This window comes from Rhodococcus koreensis (assembly GCF_900105905.1).
Lineage (GTDB): Bacteria > Actinomycetota > Actinomycetes > Mycobacteriales > Mycobacteriaceae > Rhodococcus_F > Rhodococcus_F koreensis.
This window is the reverse complement of sequence record NZ_FNSV01000005.1, coordinates 1,226,420-1,251,603: the sequence shown is the minus strand read 5'-3', so window position 1 is coordinate 1,251,603 and position 25,184 is coordinate 1,226,420. Positions and strand designations below refer to the sequence as shown.

The 25,184-nt window shown below is 68.7% G+C and carries 24 protein-coding genes; 12 read left to right on the top strand and 12 right to left on the bottom strand.

Features of this window, described 5'->3' with window-relative positions:
• Positions 1–9 precede the first annotated feature (9 nt).
• Both BLV94_RS10485 and BLV94_RS10480 read right to left on the bottom strand, forming a co-directional pair.
• Entirely contained in the window at positions 10–1,047 is a 1,038-nt protein-coding gene (locus BLV94_RS10485; protein ID WP_015890471.1) for an alpha/beta fold hydrolase, read from the bottom strand.
• A gap of 146 nt (positions 1,048–1,193) precedes the next feature.
• On the bottom strand, positions 1,194–2,162 hold the full coding sequence (locus tag BLV94_RS10480; RefSeq protein ID WP_072942365.1) for a proteasome assembly chaperone family protein: 969 nt from the start codon (positions 2,160–2,162) through the stop codon (positions 1,194–1,196).
• A gap of 286 nt (positions 2,163–2,448) precedes the next feature.
• Here BLV94_RS10480 and BLV94_RS10475 point away from each other — a divergent pair, with 286 nt between their 5' ends.
• From BLV94_RS10475 to BLV94_RS10465, 3 genes are all read left to right on the top strand, one after another.
• Entirely contained in the window at positions 2,449–3,075 is a 627-nt protein-coding gene (locus BLV94_RS10475) for an MBL fold metallo-hydrolase (protein ID WP_072942364.1), read from the top strand.
• Positions 3,076–3,210: 135 nt separating this feature from the next.
• Entirely contained in the window at positions 3,211–3,876 is a 666-nt protein-coding gene (locus tag BLV94_RS10470; RefSeq protein WP_072942363.1) for a DUF5642 family protein, read from the top strand.
• Positions 3,877–4,036: 160 nt separating this feature from the next.
• Positions 4,037–5,185, top strand: a complete 1,149-nt coding sequence (locus tag BLV94_RS10465; protein ID WP_072942362.1) for a DUF4192 domain-containing protein — start codon at positions 4,037–4,039, stop codon at positions 5,183–5,185.
• Between the two features lie 7 nt (positions 5,186–5,192).
• On the opposite strand, the gene galE is transcribed toward BLV94_RS10465, so the two are convergent.
• Positions 5,193–6,185, bottom strand: coding sequence for a UDP-glucose 4-epimerase GalE (gene galE / locus BLV94_RS10460; RefSeq protein ID WP_072942361.1), 993 nt, complete (start codon positions 6,183–6,185; stop codon positions 5,193–5,195).
• 3 nt (positions 6,186–6,188) lie between these two features.
• Positions 6,189–6,881, bottom strand: a complete 693-nt coding sequence (locus tag BLV94_RS10455; RefSeq protein ID WP_015890477.1) for an iron-dependent transcriptional repressor DtxR — start codon at positions 6,879–6,881, stop codon at positions 6,189–6,191.
• 133 nt (positions 6,882–7,014) lie between these two features.
• On the opposite strand from BLV94_RS10455, the gene BLV94_RS10450 reads away from it, so the two are divergent.
• Together BLV94_RS10450 and BLV94_RS10445 are read left to right on the top strand one after the other, a co-directional pair.
• Positions 7,015–8,286 carry an acetoin utilization protein AcuC gene (locus BLV94_RS10450; RefSeq protein WP_072942360.1) on the top strand — a complete coding sequence of 424 codons (1,272 nt, stop codon included), beginning with the start codon at positions 7,015–7,017 and terminating at the stop codon, positions 8,284–8,286.
• Entirely contained in the window at positions 8,279–11,038 is a 2,760-nt protein-coding gene (locus tag BLV94_RS10445) for a bifunctional acetate--CoA ligase family protein/GNAT family N-acetyltransferase (RefSeq protein WP_072942359.1), read from the top strand. Before BLV94_RS10450 ends, BLV94_RS10445 begins: the two co-directional genes overlap by 8 nt.
• 102 nt (positions 11,039–11,140) lie before the next feature.
• On the opposite strand, the gene BLV94_RS10440 is transcribed toward BLV94_RS10445, so the two are convergent.
• From BLV94_RS10440 to BLV94_RS10430, 3 genes are all read right to left on the bottom strand, one after another.
• Positions 11,141–12,112 carry a sigma-70 family RNA polymerase sigma factor gene (locus BLV94_RS10440; RefSeq protein ID WP_005240812.1) on the bottom strand — a complete coding sequence of 324 codons (972 nt, stop codon included), beginning with the start codon at positions 12,110–12,112 and terminating at the stop codon, positions 11,141–11,143.
• Between the two features lie 166 nt (positions 12,113–12,278).
• Entirely contained in the window at positions 12,279–13,757 is a 1,479-nt protein-coding gene (locus BLV94_RS10435) for a DUF7782 domain-containing protein (protein WP_072942358.1), read from the bottom strand.
• 30 nt (positions 13,758–13,787) lie between these two features.
• Positions 13,788–14,147, bottom strand: coding sequence for a DUF3099 domain-containing protein (locus BLV94_RS10430; RefSeq protein WP_072942357.1), 360 nt, complete (start codon positions 14,145–14,147; stop codon positions 13,788–13,790).
• A 77-nt stretch (positions 14,148–14,224) separates the two neighbouring features.
• On the opposite strand from BLV94_RS10430, the gene BLV94_RS10425 reads away from it, so the two are divergent.
• Positions 14,225–14,461: a DUF3039 domain-containing protein gene (locus BLV94_RS10425; RefSeq protein ID WP_005240826.1), complete on the top strand. Its 237-nt coding sequence runs from the start codon at positions 14,225–14,227 to the stop codon at positions 14,459–14,461.
• On the opposite strand, the gene BLV94_RS10420 is transcribed toward BLV94_RS10425, so the two are convergent.
• Entirely contained in the window at positions 14,434–15,606 is a 1,173-nt protein-coding gene (locus BLV94_RS10420; RefSeq protein ID WP_072942356.1) for a YihY/virulence factor BrkB family protein, read from the bottom strand. The genes BLV94_RS10425 and BLV94_RS10420 overlap by 28 nt on opposite strands.
• A 253-nt stretch (positions 15,607–15,859) precedes the next feature.
• Here BLV94_RS10420 and BLV94_RS10415 point away from each other — a divergent pair, with 253 nt between their 5' ends.
• Positions 15,860–17,623: a DEAD/DEAH box helicase gene (locus tag BLV94_RS10415; RefSeq protein ID WP_072942354.1), complete on the top strand. Its 1,764-nt coding sequence runs from the start codon at positions 15,860–15,862 to the stop codon at positions 17,621–17,623.
• Between the two features lie 111 nt (positions 17,624–17,734).
• Here the strand turns inward: BLV94_RS10415 and BLV94_RS10410 are convergent, their stop codons facing one another.
• Positions 17,735–17,929: a DUF7455 domain-containing protein gene (locus tag BLV94_RS10410; protein ID WP_005240831.1), complete on the bottom strand. Its 195-nt coding sequence runs from the start codon at positions 17,927–17,929 to the stop codon at positions 17,735–17,737.
• 261 nt (positions 17,930–18,190) lie between these two features.
• On the opposite strand from BLV94_RS10410, the gene BLV94_RS10405 reads away from it, so the two are divergent.
• Genes BLV94_RS10405 through BLV94_RS10395 form a run of 3 tightly spaced genes read left to right on the top strand, consistent with a single transcriptional unit; the run spans position 18,191 to position 20,254 of the window.
• Positions 18,191–18,544: a DUF952 domain-containing protein gene (locus BLV94_RS10405; protein WP_072942352.1), complete on the top strand. Its 354-nt coding sequence runs from the start codon at positions 18,191–18,193 to the stop codon at positions 18,542–18,544.
• Between the two features lie 47 nt (positions 18,545–18,591).
• Positions 18,592–19,074 (top strand): cation:proton antiporter regulatory subunit, encoded by a 483-nt coding sequence (locus tag BLV94_RS10400; RefSeq protein WP_005240833.1) that lies wholly within the window; start codon positions 18,592–18,594, stop codon positions 19,072–19,074.
• Positions 19,075–19,081: 7 nt separating this feature from the next.
• Positions 19,082–20,254, top strand: a complete 1,173-nt coding sequence (locus tag BLV94_RS10395) for a cation:proton antiporter (RefSeq protein ID WP_072942350.1) — start codon at positions 19,082–19,084, stop codon at positions 20,252–20,254.
• An 82-nt stretch (positions 20,255–20,336) separates the two neighbouring features.
• On the opposite strand, the gene BLV94_RS10390 is transcribed toward BLV94_RS10395, so the two are convergent.
• Together BLV94_RS10390 and ppgK are read right to left on the bottom strand one after the other, a co-directional pair.
• Positions 20,337–21,710: an RNA polymerase sigma factor gene (locus BLV94_RS10390; protein ID WP_072942348.1), complete on the bottom strand. Its 1,374-nt coding sequence runs from the start codon at positions 21,708–21,710 to the stop codon at positions 20,337–20,339.
• A gap of 121 nt (positions 21,711–21,831) precedes the next feature.
• The gene (gene ppgK, locus BLV94_RS10385) at positions 21,832–22,584 is read right to left on the bottom strand and encodes a polyphosphate--glucose phosphotransferase (protein ID WP_072942346.1); all 753 of its coding nucleotides are present in this window, start codon (positions 22,582–22,584) and stop codon (positions 21,832–21,834) included.
• 180 nt (positions 22,585–22,764) lie between these two features.
• Between ppgK and BLV94_RS10380 the strand changes: the two genes are divergently transcribed.
• The gene (locus BLV94_RS10380) at positions 22,765–23,667 is read left to right on the top strand and encodes an inositol monophosphatase family protein (RefSeq protein WP_167372159.1); all 903 of its coding nucleotides are present in this window, start codon (positions 22,765–22,767) and stop codon (positions 23,665–23,667) included.
• A 7-nt stretch (positions 23,668–23,674) separates the two neighbouring features.
• Here the strand turns inward: BLV94_RS10380 and cei are convergent, their stop codons facing one another.
• Positions 23,675–24,364: an envelope integrity protein Cei gene (gene cei, locus BLV94_RS10375; protein WP_072942343.1), complete on the bottom strand. Its 690-nt coding sequence runs from the start codon at positions 24,362–24,364 to the stop codon at positions 23,675–23,677.
• 479 nt (positions 24,365–24,843) lie between these two features.
• Here cei and BLV94_RS10370 point away from each other — a divergent pair, with 479 nt between their 5' ends.
• Positions 24,844–25,146, top strand: a complete 303-nt coding sequence (locus BLV94_RS10370) for a DUF4193 domain-containing protein (RefSeq protein WP_005240850.1) — start codon at positions 24,844–24,846, stop codon at positions 25,144–25,146.
• Positions 25,147–25,184: the final 38 nt, after the last annotated feature.

Sequence of the window (25,184 nt, the reverse complement as noted above, 5' to 3'; positions counted from 1 at the left end):
CTGCCGGGCCTATGTCGCGCTGCGTTCGTCCGATCCCATCGCGTCGAGAACCGCCATGCGGGTGGACGCGCTGCCGGTGATGGTGCTCTCACCGACGCCGGTGACGAGCATCTGCCGCCACTTCGCCTCGTCGAACTGCAGGGGATGGGTTCCGGACAGGAACTTCTCGATGGTGCGCAGGAACCGCATCGGGTCGTCGCGGAACGGGAAATGTCCTGCGCCGCGGAAGATCTCGAGGTGGGAGCCGGGCATCGCCGCGTGCGCGAGGTGGGCGTGGCTCACCGGAATGACGGCGTCCTGATCACCCCAGATGAGCTGCACCGGGAGGTTCTCGGTCAGATAACATCGGTCGAGCATCGTGACGACCTGCCCGCGCCAGTCGACGACCGCGCGGAGGGTGCGCAGGTACGCCTCGTACGCGGTGGGGTCGTACAGCTCCGCGAGTACCCGCACCAGGTCGGGTGTGTCGTGGAGCATCGCACCGGGGCGCAGGCGCGTGCCGTTCAGCTGACTCAGCACGTTCCCCACCAGCCGCACGGTGGGCATCGCGCCGGGAATGCGCAGCAGCTTCAGCGCCTCGTTGACCACCGGGACGGACGCGAGCCGCAGCAGCGGGTGGACGTCCTTGGTGACGCCGCCTGCCGACACCAGGACGAGGCGGTCGACCATCTGCGGGAACTGGTAGGAGAACTGCATGGCGACACCGCCGCCCAGCGAGTGACCGACGACGGTGACCTTGTCGATGCCCAGGGTGGACAGCAGGTCGCGCATGCCGTTGGCGTACGCCGCCACCGAGTAGTCGGCCCGCGGCTTGTCGGAGCGTCCGTGACCCAGCAGGTCGGGGGCGATGACGGTGTAGTTCTTGGCGAGATGCGGAATGATCTCGGTCCACGTGGACGAGTTGTCGCCGATGCCGTGGATCAGCAGCAGCGCGGGACCCTCGCCCGCCATGCGGAACGCGCGACGGTAGCCGTGGATGGTGCGGAACATCATGCGGGTTTCGGCGTTCGGAACAGGCCTGAGCTTACGAATGCGGTTGTCGCTCATGTCGCCTCCTGAACTAGGTGCACTTCCCGAATGTTGACAGCTCAATCATCGGCTTGGTCTCGACGCTATTGCACCGGTCCCGGCCGAACAACTGCACCGTGCGGTCGCACAGTGCCGGGAGGGCGACCGCACAAACCGCTACCCGGTCAGGCCCCGCCCGGTGATCCCCCCTCCTCCTCGGAGTTGCCGCTCTCGCCGTCCTGCATCGCCTGTTCGGCGAGGAAACGCTCGAATTCCGCACCGAGTTCGTCGCCACTCGGCAGGTCTTCCTCGCTGGCCAGGAGCGTGGATTGCTGTTCTTGAGCCGTTACGTAGGCATCGTACTGACGTTCCAGGGCGTGGACGACCGTTTGTACCTCGTCGTTACCTGCGATGTGCTCGTCGACCTGTTCGCGGACGCGGGCGGCGGCCTCGCCGAGCGCGGCCAGTGGCAGATCCAGGTCGGTGACGTCACTCACATTCTCGAGGAGGGTTTCCGCCGCCCCCGGGTAGTCCGTCTGAGCCAGGTAGTGGGGAACGTGAACCGAGAATCCCACCGACTCGTGCCCGTGCTGCGCCATCCGCAACTCGATCAGCGAGGACGCGCTGCCCGGCACCTGCAATTCACCCGACCAGCGCTGGTGGTCCTTGATCAGGTCCTTGTTGGTGGAATGTGCGGTCACACCGAGCGGGCGGGTGTGCGGGATGGCCATCGGGATGGCGTTGATGCCCACGGTCCGGCGCACACCGAGCTGCTCGGCCAGCAGGCGCACCGCCGTCGTGAACCGCTCCCAGCGCAGATCGGGCTCCATGCCGGCCAGCAGCAGGAACGGGGTACCCGCCGTGTCCTTCAGCGCATACAGGTTCAGCTCGGGCTGGTCGTAGTCCGAGAAGTGATCGGCCTTGAACGTCATCGTGGGCCGACGGGAGCGGTAGTCCACGAGCTCGTCGACCGCGAAGGAGGCGACGAGTTCGCTCTCGAGACTCTCGCGGAGATGCGTCGTGGCGAGTTTGACGGCGTGGCCTGCGTCGGAGAAGCCCTCGAGTCCATGGATCAGCACGGGTCCCTGCCCGTCCGCGGAGGACAGCTGCGGTGCCGGGAACTCCAGCTCGTACATCTTCGACTGTTCGTCCATTACAGACCTCTTCTCCTTCGTGCCTGGCCTCCAGTGTCCCCTATCGTCTCCGGCATCGATACGTCGGACTTTGCTCTCGGAGGCCCTGCTCTGGGGGAACACGCCACGCGCGACCGATAATTCCCGCCGGACGGCCTCCGGTGTTCGCCCACAGCGAGATCCCGCGCACGGTCTGTGGCAATGTGAGGAACGGCACGATCCGAGACGGACGACCCTGGAGGTGCGCGATGTCGACACGGGTACGAGCGATACGGGTACGAGCGATACGGCGATCGAAGGTCGAGTCGTGAGCGTGCGCATCGACCGAGTGGTCACCTCCGGCACCTTCAGCCTCGACGGTGGCACCTGGGACGTCGACAACAACGTGTGGATCGTCGGTGACGACGCCGAAGTCGTGGTGATCGACGCAGCTCATACCGCCGCCCCGATCGTCGCGGCCGTCGGCGGCAGGCGCGTCCGGGCGATCGTCTGCACCCACGGTCACAACGACCACGTCACCGTGGCCCCCGAACTGTCCGCGGCACTGGACGCCCCGCTCTTCCTCCATGCGGCCGACGACGTGTTGTGGCAGCAGACGCACCCCGCCGTCGCCTACACGCCGATCGAGGACGGGCAGGAGATCGCGGTGGCCGGGACCGACCTCCGCGTGCTCCACACGCCCGGGCATTCTCCCGGTTCCTGCTGCCTGTATCTGCCGGAGGCGGGGGAGTTGTTCAGCGGCGACACCCTGTTCTCGGGCGGTCCGGGAGCCACCGGGCGCTCCTACTCGGACTTCCCGACGATCATCGGATCCATTCGCGATCGCCTGTTCGCGCTGCCGGCGTCGACGACGGTCCGCACCGGGCACGGCGACGGCACCACCATCGGCACCGAAGCCCCGCATCTGGAGGAATGGATCGCCCGCGGCAGCTGAGCCGCAGCCTCCCCTGAGCCGCAGCCTCCCCGCTGTCGGTGTGCCGGCGTGGCAGAGTGGCGGAAAGGGTACATCCGACACGGGAGGACGACGGTGACATCTCGGCGCACAGCGGTACGGACGGCCGTCGCCCCGGTGGTCGCGCTGGCCGCGGCGGCGATTCTCGCCGGGTGTGCCTCGACCGTCTCCGGTGAACCGCAGCCGAGCACCACCATCGCGGCGGGTTCGCCGTCCGGAAAGGGACTGTCGAAGCTGCTGGTCGATCCGGCCGACTTCCCCGCCCGTTACGAGGCGATCGTCCTGCCCGCTCAGGCCGTGTCGATGGCGGCGCCCGACCTGACGGGGGTTCCGCAGGGCGCGGTGGTCGACCCCGCGGACTGTGCGCCGCCTGCACAGGACTACGGACCGACCGGCACGGTCATGGCGGTTGGTACCGACAATGCGAGCCGCTCGACGATCTCGGTCGAGCTCGCCAGGACCGATACACCCCTCGACGACCTGGCGGAACAGACGAAGAGGTGCGGTGAGGTCACCGTGACGGACAACGGGGCCGAGTCCACCGTCACCACCGAGATCACTCCGGCCCCTCCCGTCCGGGCGGACGACACCCTCGCGCTGCGGCGGACAGTCAAATCCGGCACCGGGAGCGAACAGGTCACCCAGTCGATGGTGACGCTGATCGCGCAGGTGGGCGACGTGCGGGTGTCCGCGACCTTCATGTCGTTCGACGATGCGAAGGCCGACACCGTCGCGCTCGACGAAGTGTTCACCGCCGCCGTGCAGAAGGTGCAGAACAGCTGAGCGGGCCCTAGCACAGGGCTCCGACGACTTCTCGGACGAACGGCGCGTCCGCCCGGCGCGGCGGCCGGGTTGTCCACAACCCGTCGCCCATCCACAGCCCTCTGTGTTTGCCCAGCTCGCCCGCCGGCCCCCGCGGCGTCGACCCGACAGAGTCTGGGGCATGACGACACCCGCATTCCCCCACGGTTCCGGCTTCTCCGACGATCCCGGCGGGGAACCGCCCCCGCAGCAGCACACGGTCACGCTGTCCGCTCCGGACGACCTCCTCGCCTCGATTCCCGCACTGCTCGGATTCCGGCCGGCCCGGTCGATCGTGGCGGTGTGCCTGACCGGGAAGCGCAACTCGTCGGTCGGCGCCGTCATGAGACATGACCTGGTCCTCGGAGGTGCCGGAGGGCCGAGCCCGACGATGTGCGCGGCGCTGGGCCAGTTCGCCACCGTCTGTGAGCGCGACCGCGCCGGCGGGGTGATCCTGGTTCTCGTCGACGACCGTGTCACCGGCCCGTCCGCGCTCTGCCTCGACGAATTGTCCGCGATCGTCGAAGAATTCGAGGAGCTCCTCGAATTCACGCCGACCGACCTTCTCGACGTCTTCCTCACGGCGGAGATCGCTTCGGGCGGTGCATGGTTCAGCTTCTTCGGCGGCAATTACGGTGTCCAGTCCGATCCGGCGTCGTCCCGCGTCGCGCTCGCGCGGGTCCTCGAGGGCAAGCCCATCCGCGCCTCGCGCGAGGAGATGGAGGCCACGATCGAGGTGGGGCCGGTGCTCGAACGGATGCAGATTGCCGCCCTCATCGAACGTGGCCGCCCATCGTCGCTTCTGCGAAGGCAACTGGCCGAGCGGTCGCCCATGCCGGATCGCTGCCACCGACTCGAGCTCGAACTGGTGCTGACACACGTGGCGCGGGTGTCGTCCGGTGAGAGGCTCCTCGCACCGGAGTACGCGGAACTCGCGCTCGCACTGGACAACGTCACCGTCCGGGACAGCGTGCTCGCACTCGCCGTGGGCCCGTACGCCGACGATGCCGAGCAACTGTGGATTCTCCTGGCCCGCAACCTTCCCGACCCGGAACGCGCGAACCCGGCGGCGCTGCTCGGCTACAGCGCCTACCTGCGGGGGGACGGGCCGTTCGCCGGCATCGCATTGGCCGCCGCGCTGGACTCGGAGCCGGGGCACAGGCTGGCCACCCTGCTGGACGGTGCACTGCACAGCGGAATGCGGCCGGCCGAGGTGCGGGGACTGGCCGACGTCGGTTACGAACGCGCGAGCGCGGTCGGTGTCGTGCTGCCCCCGCCGCTCGCCGGCTGAGCCCGCGTCAACGACGTGCCGCGTGCGACCGGTCGCCCAGCTCCTGCAGGTAGGTCCAGGCGTCGGCGACGATCTCGTCGAGGTCCGTGTGCTCCGGCCGCCACCCGAGTTCCGCGATCGCACGATCACTCGACGCGACGAGCACTGCGGGATCGCCTGCCCGGCGCGGCGCGTCCTCGACCGCGATGGGGAGCCCGGTGACCCGCGCGCACGCCGAGATGACTTCGCGCACACTGAAACCCGCGCCGCTACCGAGATTGTAGATGCGGTGCCTGCCCTCGATCGACGACTCCAAGGCCAGCACGTGCGCCTCGGCGAGGTCGAGCACATGGATGTAGTCGCGGATCGCCGTTCCGTCCGGGGTGGGCCAGTCGGTTCCGAAGATCGAGATCTTCTCCCGCTGGCCGAGCGCCACCTGGAGCACGAGAGGAATCAAATGCGTTTCGACGACCCGGTTCTCGCCGGCCGACTTGTACGCTCCCGCGACGTTGAAATACCGCAGGCTGGTCGCCGCGAGCGAATGCGCCACCGAGTACGAGGTGATGGCATGGTCGATCGCGAGCTTCGTCGCCCCGTACGGGTTGGTGGGACGCGTCGGATCGGCCTCCGTGATCGGCGAGTGCTCCGGTTCGCCGTACGTCGCGGCCGTCGACGAGAACACGAGTTTCTGCGTCCCCGAGTGCCGCATGGCCTCGAGGAGTTCGAGCGTGGTGACGACGTTGCCGCGCCAGTACTTTTCCGGGTACTGGACCGACTCGCCGACGAGCGACTGCGCGGCGAAGTGCAGCACCCCGTCGAACCGGGGAGTGCCGCTCGTGCCCAGCACCTCCGCCGCCACGTCCGCGACGTCGCCCTCGATGAACTCGGCACCGAGCGGCACCGCGTCGGCATTACCCGTCGACAGGTCGTCGATGACGACGACCTCGTGTCCTCGTTCGAGCAGGACCGTGCTGCAGACGCTGCCGACATAGCCGGCGCCGCCGGTGACCAGAAGTTTCATCGACTATCCCTGAACCTGCTTCACCTGGACGGCGTGCGCCATCTCCTCGGACAGATCGAACCCGCTGTGGCCGGGCACCGTGATCGTGACCGACCCGGGCTTGGTCTCGACGGTGACGCGCGCGTCCGGAACGACGCCCGCCTCACGCAACTGTCCGATGACGTCCGGATCCGACTGGACGTGCTCGGCGAGACGGCGGACGACGACCGCAGTCGGCTTGCCGGGCGGCACGTCCGTGAGGCGGATGAGCGTCTCCGGGGGGTCGACCGGGCGGTCCAGCCCGAGCAGAGCCAGTCCCGGAATCGGGTTGCCGTACGGCGAGGTGGTGGGGTTGTTGAGCACCTCCACCAGGCGCCGCTCCACTTCCTCGCTCATGACGTGCTCCCACCGGCACGCCTCCGCGTGAACCTCTTCCCACCGGAGACCGATGACGTCCACGAGGAGTCGTTCGGCCAGGCGGTGCTTCCGCATCACGGACACCGCAAGCTCGCGGCCCTTCTCCGTCAGTTCCAGGTGGCGGTCACCGGCGACCAGGAGAAGGCCGTCACGTTCCATCCGGGCGACTGTCTGGCTGACCGTCGGACCGCTCTGCTCGAGTCGTTCGGCAATACGTGCTCGAAGTGGGACGACGCCCTCTTCTTCCAAGTCATAGATCGTCCGGAGGTACATCTCCGTGGTGTCGACCAGATCCTTCACACTCACACCCCTTCGTCTCGGTTGATTCTACCGGTGATTGCCCGGCACCGGCGCCGTCCGTCCCCGCCGCGCGTCGGTGCCGGTCCGGCGGGGTCTGCTGACACCCTCCACGGGGGACCAGTAGCGTGAGTCCATGACCGCGTCGTTCAGTTCCGGGGAGGATTCGGCTGCACTGGTATCGAACCGTGCAGTCGTGTGGAGTCCGGACTATCTCAGTTATCGGTGGAGTGCGGACCATCCGATGAATCCCACGCGGCTCGAGCTGACCATGTCGCTCGCGCGCAGCCTCGGGACTCTGGAGGGAGTCGAACTGTTGCGGCCCGCCGCCGCCTCGGACGCAGATCTGTTGAGGATCCACACTCCCGCGTACATCGAAGCGGTCAAACAGGCCGGTCACTCCGCGACGTCCGGTGTGCTCGGCGCGGAGGCACCGCACGGGCTCGGCACGGAGGACAATCCCGTTTTCCCCCAGATGCACGAGGCGAGCGCGATCCTCGCCGGCGGATCCCTCGCCGCGGCGCAGGAGATCGCCGCGGGCCGCACCCGCCGCGCCGTCAGCATCGGCGGCGGCATGCATCACGCCATGCCCGACTGGGCCTCCGGCTTCTGTGTGTACAACGATGTCGCCATAGCCGTTTCCTGGCTGCTGGACAACGGTTTCGACCGGATCGCCTACATCGACGTCGACGCACACCACGGTGACGGCGTCCAGCACGCGTTCGCGAACGACCCGCGGGTCCTGACGATCTCGCTGCACCAGCACCCGGCAACCCTCTGGCCCAACACGGGGTGGTCGAGCGAAGTCGGCGAGGGATCGGGGGAGGGCACGGCGATCAACCTGCCCGTGCTGCCCGGCACCGTCGACGCGTTGTGGCTGCGTGGTTTCCACGCCGTCGTGCCGGGTGCCCTCGCCGCGTTCCGGCCGCAGATCGTGATCAGTCAGTGCGGTGTCGACAGCCACCGGGAGGACCCGCTGGCCGACCTCGCGCTGACCGTAGACGGCCAGCGGGCCGCGTTCCTCGCGATGCGCGACCTCGCCGACCGCTACGCCGAGGGGCGCTGGCTCGCCGTCGGCGGCGGCGGTTACGGCCTCGTCCGGGTCGTTCCGCGTGCGTGGACCCACCTGATCGCCGCGGCGCTCGACCGGGAGATCGACACGGCCCGTGCCGTGCCCGAGGCCTGGCAGGAGCGGGCTCACGCCCTCGCGCCCAGCGTCGACCTGCCGGACACCATGGGCGACGGCGGGGAGGTCGACTACCTGCCGTGGGACGGTCCCGGTGGCACACCGGAAACCGGGATTCCGTCGGTCGACCGCGCACTGACGCGGATCGACTCCGCCGTCATTGCCACCCGCCGCGCCTGCTTCCCGCTACTCGGACTCGACCCGGAGGATCCCCGTGACTGAGCAGGCGGACGACAGCGAAACGACCGGCGCCACGGAGTCGTCGGGCGGCGCGGAGACGGGCAGCACTGAGTCGTCGGGTAGTGCCGGGGCGACGGGGAAACCCGACCCCGCGCACAACTACCCGCGGCACTGGGTCGCCGACGTGCTCGCGGCGGACGGCGGGGCGGTCGCGCTGCGGCCGATCGTGCCCGAGGACGCCGACAAACTCGTTGCGTTCCACTCCAAGCTGTCCGAACGCACCCGCTATCTACGGTATTTCGGTCCCTACCCGACCATGTCGCAACGGGACGTCGTTCATTTCACCACGGTCGACCACCACGACCGGGTCGCGTTCGTGGTGCTGCTGGGGGACGAGATCATCGCCGTCGGCCGGTACGAGCGGCTCACCGGCGAGGGGGACGGCAAATCCGCGGAGGTGGCATTCGTCGTCGCCGACGCGCACCAGGGCCGCGGACTCGGGCCGATCCTGCTCGAGCACCTGGCCGCGGCGGCCGCGGAGAGCGGTCTGACGATGTTCGTCGCCGAGGTCCTCGCGGAGAACCGGAACATGGTGACCGTCTTCCGTGAGGCGGGATATCAGGTGAGCCGCAGCTTCGAGGGCGGCGTGCTCAGGCTCGAGTTCGCGATCGACCCCACGGAAGCGATGGTGTCCGTGCGCAATTCCCGCGAGCGGGCCGCCGAGGCGCGGAGTATGCGCAACGTGCTCAGTCCGCGTTCGGTCGCGGTGATCGGCGCGTCCACCGACCGGGCGAAGGTCGGCAACGCCGTCCTGACCAACCTGCTGCGGGCCGGATTCACCGGCCCGGTGTATCCGGTCAACGCCGAGCACCGTTCGGTCCACGGGGTGCGGGCGTACCCGACGGTCCGGGACATCCCCGACGAGGTGGACCTCGCGGTCGTCGCCGTCCCCGCCGAATCGATCAACGCCGTCCTCGACGACTGCCTGGACAAGGGGGTCAAGGCCCTCGTCGTCGTGTCCTCGGGATTCAGTGAAACCGGAATGGACGGACGGCAGTCCGAGCGCCGCCTCGTCCACGCCGCCCGCGCACACGGGATGCGGCTGATCGGTCCGAACGCGCTCGGCGTGGCCAACAACGACCGAGAGGTGTCGTTGAACGCCACCCTCGCGCCGGTGCTGCCGAGCCCCGGCAACGTCGGATTCTTCTGCCAATCCGGCGCCCTCGGCATCGCCATCCTCGACGAGGCCGCGCGGAGCCGAATCGGGTTGTCCGCGTTCGTCTCTGCAGGCAACCGCGCCGACGTCTCCGGCAACGACCTGCTGCAGTACTGGGATTCGGACCCGGCCACCGAGGTCGTGCTGCTGTATCTGGAGAGCTTCGGCAATCCCCGCAAGTTCTCGCGCATCGCGCGGAGGGTGGCCAGAAACAAGCCGATCGTCGCGGTCAAGAGTGGGCGGCACGCCGTCCCGCCCGCGCTGGCGGCCAGCGGCGGCGAGATGGACGATTCGATCGTGCGTGCACTCTTCGAGCAGGCCGGGGTGGTGCAGGTCGGGTCGATCTCGCAGCTGTTCGACTGTGCGCTGCTGTTCGGGTACCAGCCGCTGCCCGCAGGCCCCCGGCTCGCCGTGGTCGGGAACTCCACCGCGCTCGGTGTCCTGGCGGCCGACGCGGCCCGCAGCGAGGGTCTGCAGGTCGGCGACCCCGTCGACCTCGGCCCGCAGGCCGGTCCCGAGGAATTCGCGACGGCGGTGCGGACGGCGCTCGCGTCCTTCGACGTCGATTCGGTGATCGCCGTGTTCGTTCCCCCGGTCGCCGTGCCCGCCGAACCGTATGCCCAGGCGCTGCGGGAAGCGGTGCGGGACGCCGACAAACCCGTCCTCACGACGTTCCTCGCGGCGGAGGGTGTGCCCGACGTCCTGGCGGTCCGGGGTGAGGACGGGCATCCGACGCGCGGTTCGGTGCCGTCCTATCCGGGTCCGGAACGCGCGGCGCTGGCGCTGGCGCGGGCCTGGCGGTACTCGGCCTGGAAGAGTAAGCCATCCTCGAAAGTCGTGCGCCCCAACGGAATCGATCCGGAGCGGGCGAAAGCGCTGGTCGACGGCTGGCTCGGGGCGTCGTCCGGACGCTGGCTGTCGGACTTCGAGGCGTCGCAACTCCTCGCGTGCTACGGCGTGGACGTCGTGGAATTCCGGTCCGCCACCACCGAGGAGGAGGCCGTGCAGGCCGCCGAGGAACTGGGATACCCGGTGGCGGTGAAGGCGACGGGGGAACAGTGGCGGCACCGGCCCGACCTCGGCGGCGTCCGCCTCGACCTCGTCGGACCGGACTCGGTCCGCTGGGCCTACCGCGACCTCGCCGCCGCATCCGGTGAACCCCTGCTCCACGTGCAGCGGATGGCCACCAAGGGAATCGGCTGCGTCGTCGGCGTGCAGGACGACCCGTCGTTCGGCTCGCTCATCTCGTTCGGGCTCGCCGGCGTGATCTCCGACCTGCTCGGTGACCGCGCCTACCGGGTGCTGCCCCTCACCGAGGACGCCGCGGCGGAGCTGATCGACGCACCGAAGGCCGCGCCGCTGCTGTCCGGCTACCGCAGCGCGGTGCCGGTGAACAAATCGGCCCTCGTCGACCTCGTACAGCGGATCTCCGCTCTCGCCGACGACCTGCCGGAGGTGCGGGAACTGGCCTGCGAACCGGTGCTCGCGTCCGCCGAGGGCGCGCTGGTCACCGATTCGCGCGTGCGGATCGGCCCTGAGCCCAGCGTCGCCGACCTCGGACCCCGCCGGCTGCGCTGACCCGACACACGGTCCCGCAGACAGAAGCTCCCCGCACGGCACAGCGCCGGTGCCGGTCGCGTACGACCGGCACCGGCGCTGAATCGGTGGTGGACTGGGGGGTCAGCTGGCGTAGGAGCGCAGCCGCTCGGCGCGGTCGCCCTGGCGCAGCTTGCCCATCACCTCGCGCTCGATCTGACGGACACGCTCGCGGGAGAGCCCGAAGAGCTTGCCGATCTGGTCGAGGGTGCGCGGCTGACCGTCGTCGAGTCCGTAACGCAGGCGGATGACCTGCTGCTCACGTTCGTCAAGGGTGGCGAGCACGGTGCGCACGTCGCTGTGCAGGAGGCCGGCGATCACGGCGTTCTCCGCGGACGTGGCCTCGGAATCCTCGATGAAGTCGCCCAGCGGGGCTTCCTCGTCGTTGCCGACCGGCATGTCGAGGCTCACCGGGTCGCGGCTGTGGTCGAGGAGATCCGCGATCTTGTGCGCCGGGATTCCCGATTCCTCGGCCAGTTCGTCGTCGGTCGCCTCACGCCCGAGTTGCTGATGCAGTTCACGCTTGATGCGGGCCAGCTTGTTGACCTGCTCCACGAGGTGCACTGGGAGCCGGATCGTGCGGCTCTGGTCGGCCATGCCGCGGGTGATCGCCTGACGAATCCACCAGGTGGCGTACGTCGAGAACTTGAACCCCTTCGCGTAGTCGAACTTCTCCATCGCGCGGATCAGGCCGAGGTTGCCCTCCTGGATGAGGTCCAGCAGGGGCATGCCGCGACCGGTGTACCGCTTCGCGAGCGACACGACGAGCCGCAGGTTGGCCTCGAGGAGGTGCGCGCGGGCAGACTGTCCTTCCCGGACGACCGTCGCGAGGTCGCGCTTCTTGGCGGGGGAGAGGCGCTTCCCGGTCTCCAGGATGTGCGCTGCGTACAGCCCAGCCTCGATTCGCTTGGACAGTTCCACCTCGTCTGCGGCCGTCAGCAGCGCTGTGCGGCCGATGCCGTTCAGGTAGACGCGGACCAGGTCGGCAGCGGGGCTCTGGGCGTCCAGATCGGCAGCGCTGGGGCGAATGCGAGTAGTGGTGCTGGGGCTTGTCATGACTTGCCTCCTCATCGGTGGTGTCTCATATGGATCAACGCACCGACGGCCCGGGAAAGTTCCCGGCCGGTAATTTACGAAGAGGCTGTGACCTGCGGGTTCCTCGATTCGGTCCTGAGAAGTTGCTGAGAACACGTATAAGGGGGACGGATCGGGAACCCGGCGGCTACGCGGGGAGCACCAGTCCGTGCCGGACGAGGGCGTGCACGAGCGGCACCGCCGACTGCGCGAGTTCTTCCGCGTCGACGCCGTGCGCGGCGGCGAGGAGTTCGATCAGTTCGCCCAGTACGAGGCCGTCGCCGCGCATGCCCGCGACGAGCGAGGCGACGAGATCGTCGACCTCGTGCTGCCACGCCGGGCCGTTTCCCCGGTGTAACCGGGCGACCACCTGCGTCCATCCCTCGTCGCCGGGCAGGAACACCCGCTCCAGGGCGGTGCTCTCCTCGACGCGGAACCGGGCGGTGAGCACGTCGTGGTCGCGCAGCCACGCCACCCGATCGAAGTACGCGAGCGCCTCCGCGCCGAGCGGATCGGTGAAGCCGTGGGTGAGGTCTTCCGCCATCAGATCGGTCGGTGCGTCGGTCCGGCGCAGGTAGACGAACCCGAAACCGACCCCCTCCACGTCCGCGCTCGCGAGGTGGTCCAGCCAGTCCCCGGCGATCGTGGCAGTGGCCGGGTCGCGGGTGTCGAGGCCGCCGTCCCGCATCCAGGTGCCGACGTACAGGGCCGGGTCCGCGACGTCCCGCTGCACCACCCACGCGTCGATCCCGTGGGCGGGCAGCCAGGACGCCACCCGGGCACGCCAGTCCTCGCCCTCGACGTGGATCCACGACGCCAGCAGCGCCGCCGTGCCGCCGGGCGCGAGGTAGTCGGCCACGCGGGAGATCATCAGTTCACTCGCGCCGTCGAGGTCGAGGCCGGAGTCGCGGTAGGTGTGGCCCACCGTGGCACGGCTCACGACGAACGGCGGATTGGCCACGACCTGATCGAACGTGCGGCCCTCGACCGGCTCGAACCACGACCCGGCGAGCAGTTCCACCTCCTGCTCGTTGAGCGCCGCCGTGACGGCCGCCAGGTCCACCGCCCGGACGTTCAGGTCCGTCGCCGTGATCGCGTCGGCGTAGGACGCGCCGTGCAGGGCCTGGATGCCGCACCCGGTCCCGATGTCGAGCAACGTCCCGACCGGTGCGGTCGGGGTGGCCTGCAGCAGCGACAGCGACGCGTGCCCGACGCCGATGACGTGGTCGACGGGCGTCTCGCGGGGGCGGAGGGAGCCGTCGAGGTCGGAGAGCACCCAGCGGTTGCCGCCGCCGATGTCCAGCGGCCGCAGGTCGAGGGCGGCCCGGACGACGTCGCCCTCGGATTCGAGCAGGCCTGCGGCGACGGCGTCGTCGACCGCGAGGGGGGCCAGCGCTTCGGCCACCTCGCCGGCGGGACAGTCGTCGGTGAGCAGGAACAGGCGGATCAGGGTGCCGAGTTCGCCGCAGGACGCGCTGGCCCGGCGCACCGGGACCGGTTCGTTGCGGCTCAACGCCGCATGGACCTCGGGGCCGAGCGCATCGAGCAGGGTGTCCGTGTCGTACCGATTGCGGAGGAGGGCCGCACGCAGAAATGGGCAGATCGACAGCAGTTCGTCACGGTTCACCCGTGCATTGTTGCAGGACGCCCGACGGCGTCAGCCCTCGATCGTGTGGTGCGGCGGCGCGGGCAGGGCCGTGGACGGCGAGTCGCGGTGGTCGTACCGGCTGGGCTCGTCCTTGGTGCGCGGCGGCCGGTCGTTCGCGATGAGGACCGCGATCCACGGCAGCGGGATCGACACGCCGATGATCGCCATCGAGATCCACGGGTTCTCCCAGATGCCGTACGCCACCGCCGCGAAGATCAGCGCCGGGAACCGGAACGACATGATGAGCAGGTACTTGCGGACACGGGCACGGTGTTGATCCTCGATGGATCGCGCTGCCTCGGTGATGAGAACCGGATTACTCGGTGAGCCGGCGTCGTGGGACCCACCGAACCCTGCACTTCGTGCCATGTCTCCACTGTTCCACTGTCGGGTCGCAAATGCACACGGGGGGTGGGATCACCGGCCGGTTGCGGCATTATTGAGGGGTGAGCACTCAAACCAAGGAACGGCCCGACGTCACCACCGACGAGTCGACCGATGACGACACTCCCAAGTTCTTCCATTACGTGAAGAAGAACAAGATCGCGGAGAGCGCCGTCATGGGCACTCACGTCGTCGCGTTGTGCGGCGAGGTGTTTCCGGTGACGAAATCCGCGAAGCCGGGATCGCCGGTCTGCCCCGACTGCAAGAAGATCTACGAAGGATTGCGCAAGGGCGACTGAGGCTTCGCCGGCGCTCGCCGCACACCCGGTGGCTCGGGAGATTCTCGTACCGGGCCGTCGGGCTTTTCGTCGTTCCCCGACCCTTGCCCGGCCGGATCGGGACGGGTGCGGTCGCCGACGACCTTGATCGGGCCGGTGGCGATGCGACGTGTGAGGCTGGTCACCGGACCCGCCGACGGTGAACTCTCGGCCTGCGCGGCGATCCAGTCCCGCATCTGGTCGATGCGGGTCGCCCTGGCAGGCCAGAACTCCTGCACGGTGGCGTTGAACTCGGCGCCGAGCACCACCGCGAAACCCAGGAAGAACGTGAACAGAAGGAACGCGATCGGCGTGGCCAGCGCCCCGTACGTGTACCCGGTTCCCGCCACCCACGAGAGGTAGCGGCGCAGGCAGGTGCTCGCGCCGAGGAAGAACACTCCCGCGACGAGCGCGCCGCCGAGCAGCCGGTGCCAGGGCAGCGACCGGGGGAGCGCCACCTTGTACAGCGTCGTCAGGCCGACGATGAGCAGCAGTCCCACGCCGGGGTAGTAGAACGTGTCGACGATCTCCGTCCCGATCGTGCGCCACGCCTCCGGGAGCACCCTCCCGACGAGTGTGGGCCCCAGCGCGACCAGCGGCAGGGTGAACACGGCGAGAATCAGGAACATCACGTAGAGCAGCAGCGCGAACAGGCGCTGCCACACGGGGTGCCGCGCCTCCTGCTGGCCGTGGGCCTCGACGATCGAGTCCACGAACGTGGAGATGGCCGACGAGCCCGCCCAGAGGGACAGCAGGAAACTCAGGGACACGATCTCGGGACGTCCCCGTTGGAGGACGTCCCCGACCGTCGGGCGGATGATCTGTTCGACGACGCTGTCGCTGAACACGGTCCCGCTGAAGTTGATGATCTTCGACTGGATGATGTCGACCGTGTCGGGTCCGAACCACCCGCCGACGTAGCCGAGCATGCCGAGGAGTCCGAGCAGGAGCGGGGGCAGCGACAGTGTCTGCCAGAAGGCCGCCGTGGCCGCCTTCCCGAAGATCGAATCGTCCCACGCCTTGCTCGCTGTGCGACCGATCACGCTCAGTGCGCGACGTAGCGGATGCCACCCCGACCGGGGTGGATCACCGCCACTCTGCGGTGTTGTCGAGGGTGTTTCGGTCATGATGTTTCCAGCATCCCTGACGACACGCCCGGTTGCCCACCGCTGCTGTCCTCGTGTCGCGACAAATCTGTCAGTATCGGAACTCGCGAATGCGGTTCGCGTCGGATCCGGGCGCTAGGCTCCTTGACGGACAGCGCCTTCGGGTCTGGACCGGATGTGTCGATCGATACCGAGGAGTGCGAGCAAACAGTGCCATGCCAGCGGAGGGCAGCCCGTGAGTGCTGAGACAGTGGGCTCCCAGTCGGCGCCGACAGTGGAAACCGAGGCCGCGCAGATCGTGGGTACCGAGGCCTACCTCGCACAGACCGAACCAGCCAGGCCCGCGGGATCGCTGCGCGCCTGGCAGCGTCGTGCGCTGACCAAGTACCTGTCCACCGGACCGCAGGATTTCCTCGCGGTCGCGACGCCGGGCGCCGGTAAGACCACCTTCGCGCTGCGCGTCGCGTCGGAGTTGCTGCGCGACCGGACCGTCGACCAGGTGACGGTGGTCGCGCCGACGGAGCACCTCAAGCACCAGTGGGCGGAGTCCGCGGCGCGCAACGGCATCGCGCTGGACTCGTACTTCTCGAACTCGACCGGGCAGACGTCCAGCGACTATCAGGGTGTCGTGGTGACGTACGCGCAGGTCGCCTCCCACCCGTTCAAGCACCGGGTCCGCACCGAGAGCCGGCGCACGCTGGTCATCCTCGACGAGATCCACCACGGTGGCGACGCGAAGAGCTGGGGTGACGCCATCCGGGAGGCATTCGGTGACGCCACCCGCCGTCTGGCCCTGACCGGTACGCCGTTCCGCAGCGACGACAGCGCGATCCCGTTCGTGACGTACGAACCCGACCGCGAGGGTCTGATGCGCTCGAAGGCGGATCACTCCTACGGGTACTCGGACGCGCTCGCGGACGGCGTCGTCCGGCCCGTCGTGTTCCTCGCGTACTCCGGCGAGGCACGCTGGCGGAACAATGCGGGCGAGGAGTTCTCCGCGCGGCTCGGGGAGCCGCTCAGCGCGGAACAGACGGCCCGGGCGTGGCGCACCGCCCTGGACCCGTCGGGTGACTGGATTCCCGCGGTCCTGCACGCCGCCGACACCCGCCTCGGACAGTTGCGCACCGGCGGCATGCCCGACGCGGGCGGCCTGGTGATCGCCACCGACCAGACCGTCGCCCGTGCCTACGCGCAGACCCTGAAGGCGGTCACCGGCGAAGACCCGGTCGTGGTCCTCTCCGACGACCCGACGGCGTCCAAGCGGATCGCCGAGTTCGGCGCGAGCACCCAGAAGTGGATGGTCGCCGTCCGCATGGTGTCGGAAGGCGTCGACGTCCCCCGCCTGGCCGTCGGCGTGTACGCCACCAGCGCGTCGACCCCGCTCTATTTCGCGCAGGCGATCGGTCGTTTCGTGCGGGCCCGCCGCAAGGGTGAGACCGCGAGCGTGTTCCTCCCGTCGGTGCCGGTGCTCCTCGACCTGGCCAGCCAGCTGGAGGCGCAGCGCGACCACGTGCTCGGCAAGCCGCACCGTGAGAAGGACGGCTTCGACGACGACCTGCTCGCCGACGCGAACAAGCAGAAGGACGAACTCGGCGAGGAGGAGAAGGCGTTCACCTCGCTCGGTGCCGATGCCGAGCTCGATCAGGTGATCTACGACGGCTCGTCCTTCGGGACGGCCACGTTCTCGGGATCCGACGAGGAGGCCGACTACCTGGGTCTGCCCGGTCTGCTCGACGCCGATCAGATGCGGGCCCTGCTGCGTCAGCGTCAGTCGCAGCAGCTGGACAAGCAGGAGCCCGCCGCGCCCGCGCCCGCGCACACGCCGGTTCCACAGGTCGCGGACCGGGTGGCTGCCGCCGGGCAGCTCGCGCAACTGCGCCGCGAATTGAACAGTCTCGTCGCGATGCACCACCACCGGACGGGCAAGCCACACGGCACGATCCACGGCGAACTCCGCCGGGTCTGCGGGGGACCGCCCACGGCCATCGCCACCGTCGAGCAGCTCACCGAGCGGATCTCCACCCTGCGGCAGTGGTGACCCCCGTCACCGCGTGACGCGAACGCACAAAAGACCGGCGAGCGCACTGCACTCGCCGGTCTCTTGTTGCTGAAAGAGGTGAGCCTGGGACGGGTCACCCGGGCTGACGTATCAGATTGCAGCTTCGGCTTCGGACACGATCGTGGCGTTCATCTCGCGAAGACGGTCTGCGTGCTCGTTGGCGTGGTGACCGCAGAAGAGCAACTCTCCTCCGGTCGGAAGGACCGCGCGAACGCGGGCTCCCGCACCGCACCGGTCGCACCGGTCGGCTGCGGTCAACGGGGGGCTGGTCAGTGTTCCGGGCATGACTCCTCCGTACTGGCTTTCGACTGATGCCGAGTGCCTGGGGCCTTGGTCCGCCGCGTCGGGGGTGGCGCGGTGGATCTACTCTGTCAGACGTTTGGGGTTTACGCGTTGTTCCCGACGGCGTTTCTCAGTGTTGCATCACACACGAAACCGGCCCGAAACGTGCCGACAGCGACGTGACGAGCGCCGATGCGAACAGACCGATCGGTCCGAGTTCGCTGACAGCTGATTCGATTTCGGCCGTGACGCTAGTCTCACCGTGTGAAATCCGAAGACCAATTCGTTCACATCTGCAGCCGCGACGAATGGCGCGCCGCGGAACGCGAAGGCGCTCGCGTGCCCGCCGCGTACGCCGCGGACGGATTCGTGCACCTCTCCACACCCGCTCAGGTGCATCTGCCCGCCAACCGGTTGTTCGCCGGGCGCACGGACCTCGTCCTCCTGAGACTCGACCCCGACGCGCTCGGTGCGCCGGTGAAGTGGGAGCCGGGCGTGCCGGCCGATCCGGCGTCGATGCTGTTCCCGCACCTGTACGGGCCGCTGCCCGTCACGGCGGTCACCGCCGTCGAGGAGTACCTCCCCGAGGCCGACGGCACGTTCCCGGCCCGGCGCTGACGCGAGCCTTCCGCTGTTGGTCACCCCCATCGGACTACCGTGGAGGCATGAACGTTGAAGTGACGCCACTACCCGGTATCGGGGTGCGTAAGGACTTCGAACTCGCCGCCGGTCGCCGCATCGGTGTCATCACCCATCGCGACGGCCGCACGGACCTGATCGTGTCGAAGGCCGACGACCCCGACGCCTGCGCCGCGTCCGTGCCGCTCACCACCGAGGAGGCGGCCGTGCTCAGCAATCTGCTCGGAGCGCCGCAACTGGTGGCGCAGCTGGAGGAGGAACACCGGGACCTGCCCGGCATCCGCACCAAGCAGCTGTACATCAAGGAAGATTCCCGATTCGACGGCCGCCCGCTCGGCGACACCGCGATGCGCACGCGCACCGGGGTCTCGATCGTCGCGGTCATGAGGGCGGGCCAGGTGTACCCGTCACCGAAGCCCGACTTCCTGCTCACCTCCGGCGACCTGCTGGTCGCCGTCGGAACCACAGACGGACTGGACGCGTCAGCCAAGCTCCTGGCCAACGGCTGACAGACCCGTGAACACCACCACGCTCGCGCTCATCGAACTGGGCGCGGTGTTCTTCGCGCTCGGCCTGCTGGGCCGTCTGGCAGCTCAATTCGGGATGTCGCCCATCCCGTTCTATCTCCTCGGAGGCCTCTGCTTCGGCAGCGGCGGATTCGTCAACCTCGGCGACATCAGCGAGTTCAGCCACCTCGCGAGCGAGATCGGGGTGGTCCTCCTCCTGCTTCTGCTGGGGCTCGAGTACACCGCATCGGAACTCGTCACCGGGCTGCGACGGTCGTGGATGGCCGGTGTCGTGGACGCCGTCCTGAACGCCGCGCCCGGAGCGGTCGTCGCCCTGATGCTGGGGTGGGGGACCACCGGTGCCGTCGTGATGGCCGGTGTCACCTATATCTCGTCCTCGGGCATCATCGCGAAGGTGCTGAGCGACCTGGGACGGCTCGGTAACCGGGAAACGCCGGTCGTGCTGTCGATCCTGGTGTTCGAGGACCTCGCGATGGCCGTGTACCTGCCCATTCTGACGGCCCTGCTCGCCGGCGTCAGTTTCGCCGGTGGACTCGAGGCGGTGGGCATCTCCCTCGTCGTGATCTCCGTCGTCCTCGTGATCGCGCTGCGGTACGGCCGCTACGTGTCCGCGCTGCTGGACAGCCCGGACAGCGAGACCCTGCTGCTGAAGCTGCTCGGTGCCGCGCTTCTGGTGGCGGGGATCAGCTCGGCGATGCAGGTCTCGGCCGCGGTCGGGGCCTTCCTCCTGGGGATCGCGATCTCCGGCACCACCGCCCACAACGCGAGCCGCGTCCTCGAGCCGCTCCGCGATCTGTTCGCGGCGATGTTCTTCGTCGTGTTCGGGCTCAACACCGATCCCCGGGCGATTCCGCCGGTCCTCGGCTGGGCCGTGCTGCTCGCTGTCGTCACCGCGCTGACGAAGATGGTCACCGGTGCGTGGGCGGCGAAACAGCAAGGGGTCGGGCGGCTGGGCCGGGCCCGCGCCGGGGTCGCGTTGATCGCGCGCGGCGAGTTCTCGATCGTCATCGCCGGGCTGGCGTTGTCGGCAGGCGCAGTGGAGAGCGAACTCGTGGCACTCGCCACCGCGTACGTGCTCCTGATGGCCGTCATCGGCCCGGTGGCGGCACGGGTGGTCGAACCGGTGGCGGGCGCCTGGATCCGGGTTCGCACCACCGCGTGACGGGTGCCCGCCGGATGCCCCGGCGCACGAACGACGATGCCCCCGGACTCGCTCGGAGTCCGGGGGCATCGCAGTCTGTGCGTCAGTCCAGGTAGTCGCGCAGCACCTGCGACCGCGACGGGTGGCGCAGCTTCGACATGGTCTTGGACTCGATCTGGCGGATGCGCTCACGCGTGACGCCGTAGACCTGTCCGATCTCGTCGAGGGTGCGGGGCTGCCCGTCGGTCAGGCCGAAGCGCAGGCGCACGACGCCCGCTTCACGCTCGGAGAGCGTCTCGAGCACCGACTGGAGCTGGTCCTGCAGCAGGGTGAAGGACACGGCGTCGACGGCCACGACGGCCTCGGAGTCCTCGATGAAGTCGCCGAGCTGACTGTCGCCTTCGTCGCCGATGGTCTGGTCGAGGGAGATGGGTTCACGCGCGTACTGCTGGATTTCCAGCACCTTCTCGGGCGTGATGTCCATTTCCTTGGCGAGCTCTTCGGGCGTGGGCTCACGGCCCAGGTCCTGGAGGAGTTCACGCTGGATGCGGCCGAGCTTGTTGATGACCTCGACCATGTGTACCGGGATGCGGATGGTGCGGGCCTGGTCGGCCATCGCGCGGGTGATGGCCTGGCGGATCCACCATGTGGCGTAGGTCGAGAACTTGTAGCCCTTGGTGTAGTCGAACTTCTCGACGGCACGGATGAGGCCCAGGTTGCCTTCCTGGATCAGGTCCAGGAACGCCATGCCGCGGCCGGTGTAGCGCTTGGCCAGCGACACGACGAGCCGGAGGTTGGCCTCCAGGAGGTGGTTCTTGGCGCGGTTTCCGTCGCGGCAGATCCAGCTCATGTCCCGGCGCTGGGCGGCGGGGAGCTTCTCGCCGGAGTCGGACAGCTCCTGCATGATCTGGGTCGCGTACAGCCCCGCCTCGATCCGCTTGGCGAGCTCGACCTCCTCTTCGGCGTTGAGGAGGGCGACCTTGCCGATCTGCTTGAGGTAGGCGCGGACGGAGTCTGCGGATGCGGTCAGCTCGGCGTCCTTGCGGGCCTGGCGGAGCGCTTCGGACTCCTCCTCGTCCCACACGAAGTCGCCGGACGCCTTGTCCTTCTCGGACGGCTCCTCGGTCTCTTCGTCCTCGCCGACTGCGACGACCTCCACGACATCGGACTCGACCTCGGCGAGGTCGCCCTCGGTGATGTCGATGTCTTCCATGTCGGCGGCATCCTCGTCGAGGTCCTCGCCGTCCGCACCCTTACCGGCCGTGGCCTTCTTGCCGCCCGCCTTCTTCGCCGCCGCCTTCTTGGCGGGGGCCTTCTTCGCTGCTGCCTTCTTGGCGGGGGCCTTCTTCGCCGCTGCCTTCTTCGCGGGAGCTGCCTCGGCTGCCGGAGCGGTGCCGGTGGCTGCCGCTGCGACTGGTGCTTCCGGTCCTGACTCTGAAGTCGAATCAGCAGTCTGACGTGTATCGGTGGCTGCCACGTACGCCCTTTCGTGACGGTGTCGTGCGGCGTCACGCCAGAGTGGTCATCCGGCGGAGAGGTCTACTGGTTTCGCCGGCGCGCAGCCGGGCTCTTCCATTGTAACGACCCATCCGAAATAGTTACGGAGCGATGCCCGTTTCGACCGCGAGCGCTGCACCGACGATTCCCGCCGTGTTGAGCAGCGCAGCAGGTACGACGGGTGTCCTGTTGGTCAGATGGGGGATCCACTTCTCGTGTTTGCGGCTGATTCCGCCGCCGGCGATGAACAAATCCGGCCACAGGAGGTTCTCGAACCGGGTGAGCACCCGGCTGACCTCGGCGGCCCACTCCTTGTACGACAGATCCTTCTTCTCTTTCACCGAGGACGCCGCCCGGTGCTCGGCCTCCTTGCCGTCGACCTCCATGTGCCCGAACTCGGTGTTGGGAAGCAGTACGCCGTTGTGGAGGATCGCCGAGCCGATGCCCGTGCCGAAGGTGAGGAGGATGACGACCCCCTTCGCGTCCTTGCCCGCGCCGAGCGCGTCCTCGGCCATCCCCGCCGCGTCCGCGTCGTTGAGGACGGTGACGCGCCTGCCGCCGAGTGCGTCCGAGAACAGCGCGCGCGCGTCGGTCCCGATCCACCCCTTGTCGATGTTCGCGGCGGATCGTGCGACGCCGCCGGTGACGACGCTCGGCAGAGTGATACCGACCGGTCCGTCCCATTCGGCCTGGCGGATGATCTCCGCGACGGTCTTCGCGACCGCCTCCGGGGTGGACGGATGGGGGGTGAGGAGCTTGATGCGGTCGCCGATCAGTTCTCCGGTCTCGAGATCCACGACGCCACCCTTGACGCCGCTGCCTCCGACGTCGACACCGAACCCCGTTTTGGCCATGGCGTGTGCTCCTCCGTGTCGACGACGACGTGTTCTCCGGGCGCGCTTCTGCTGCCCGTCACACTAGTGCGTCGAGGCGGGTTCGGTGGGTGATGACACCGGACGACGCTGTGGCGCCGGAAGGGGAGCGCGGACCGTCAGCGGTGGTGTGAGGCAGCGAAAGTGTGTTCCGATGGGTGTGTGCATGCACCCCAGAGTTCAGACACCGCGCCCGGCCACGTCGGCACCGATCCCAGACGACTGCTCGAGGTCGCCGTCACGGTGGCCGAGGAGGCCGCCGCACACGTCCGGGCACGGCGGCCCGAGGTGTTCGGAATCGTCGGGACGCGAGCGGAATCCGGCGACTCGGTGGCGTCGAAGAGCACCCCCACCGACCCGGTCACCGTCGTCGACACCGAGAGCGAGCAGGTCATCCGCGACCGCCTCGCGGAGCTTCGTCCCGAGGACGCGATCCTCGGCGAAGAAGGTGGGGGAGAGGGCGATTCCGTCGCGGGCGTGCGCTGGATCGTCGACCCGATCGACGGCACCGTCAACTTTCTGTACGGGGTGCCCGCGTACGCCGTCTCGGTGGCCGCCCAGATCGACGGAGTGTCCGTCGCCGGGGTCGTGGTCGACGTGGCGGCCCGGTCGACGTACGCGGCGGCGCGCGGCGGAGGGGCGACCCTCACCGACGCCGACGGACGGGTCAGCGCACTGCGGTGCAACCCCGTCACCGACGTGTCGATGGCGTTGCTCGCCACCGGATTCGGATACGGCGCGGCCCGGCGCAAGGTTCAGGGCGCCCTCATCGCCGACATCCTGCCGAGGGTGCGGGACATCCGCCGGATCGGCTCGGCGGCCCTCGACCTGTGCATGGTCGCGGCCGGCCGTGTCGACGCCCATTTCGAACACGGGCTGAGCCCGTGGGACTGGGCGGCGGGCTCGCTGATCGCGACCGAGGCGGGCGCCCGCGTGCAGATCCCGTCGCCGCACACGTCGAGTGTGGACGGTGAGGTGGTGGTGGCCGCGGCCCCCGGCATCGCGGACGCACTGGACGCCCTGTTCGCCGAGATCGGGGCGGACAGGGCGATCCCGGAGGAGTGACCGGCGGTCAGCAGCGGGCGGTACGCGCCGCCTTCAGGAGATCGATGTCGAGAGGTGCGGGCTGGGTCCCGAACGGCGGATCCTTCAGGGACCGCAGAACCTCCTCGGCGTCGGCGTTCGGCGAGATCTTGCGGAAATAGGTTCCGAGGGCGAGATCGACCGTGTCGTCGGTGCGGGTGTCCTGGATGAGTTCCGCGCACGGGGCCACCAGCCAGAGCGCGCTCGCGGCGGCGGCGCCGTTCGGGCCGAACCGCAGCTGCCCCTGGCACTGCATGTTCTGGTCGACGTAGATCGGGTCGTTGCCCGCCTGGACATCGGGTGCGCTCGCGAACCCGTAGTCGCTCAGCTGCGCGGCCACCTGCGCCGCCTGGCCGTGCTCGCCGTTGGCGTTGAACACGCGCACCTTCGTGGCGGACAGCGCGGCGGGCTCCACGTCCCGCAACGTCGAACCGTCGACCCTCTCGCCCAGTGCCTGCGGCGGCGGGGCTGCGGGATCGACCGGCTGCGCGGCCGGTTGCGGAAGGTTGCAGTCGACCGTCGCGGCCAGGTCCTCGTCGTCGCCGAGGACGCCGATCCACACGACGGCTCCGAGCAGGGCGAGGACCGCGAACACCACGAGGATCGGCATCGCCCGCCGCCGCCGGAACGGACGACCCTTGTCGTCGAGCGGGCTGCCTTCGGTGATCAGTGAAACCACAGTGTGCCTCGACCTCTCCTACGAACTGCGCTTCGAACGTTTCGCCCGTCCAGCGCACCGATACAGGGCCCGGCCACACGTCGTGGCGCAGGTTCGGCACCTACCTTAGATCCCTGCGGCGTCATAACCCCGAACCCGTCCCCGTTGTGGAATGTCACAGCTTGCTGTGGTGTTGGTGACGATTAGCAGACAATTTGCGCGATCGGTCGATTCGGTTACGTCTTTTGTACTTCCTTCGGCTACTGTCTGGCGGCCCCAGTCGTTCAAAGCATGCAGAACGAGGGTCGGCAGAAGATGACAAAAGAGGCGTAGATCATGTTTCCGGAGCCTGGTATCCGGGCACGTATCCATCCGCTGCAGCGTTGTGCAGCCGCAGGGTGTGGTCTGCGCCGAGGCGGTTTTCGTGGACGGTCGACCGGCACTCGGTTCGACGCGTCGCACGGGCCGGGATACACGGAAGAAGATGAGGGGAAGGCGACATGGCAACTGACTACGACGCACCGCGGCGAACAGAGTCCGACGAGGTTTCGGAGGATTCGCTGGAGGAACTGAAGGCGCGACGCAACGAGGCTCAGTCGGCTGTTGTCGACGTCGACGAGTCCGACACCGCGGAGTCGTTCGAACTGCCCGGCGCGGATCTGTCCGGTGAGGAACTGTCGGTGCGGGTCGTGCCGAAGCAGGCCGACGAGTTCACGTGTTCGAGCTGTTTCCTGGTGCACCACCGCAGCCGGCTCGCCAGTGACGCGGGTGGAGTGCTGGTGTGCAGGGACTGCGCGGCCTGACCGGCGGCGAGTTCGAGAGGCGGACGGTGGGGGCCCAC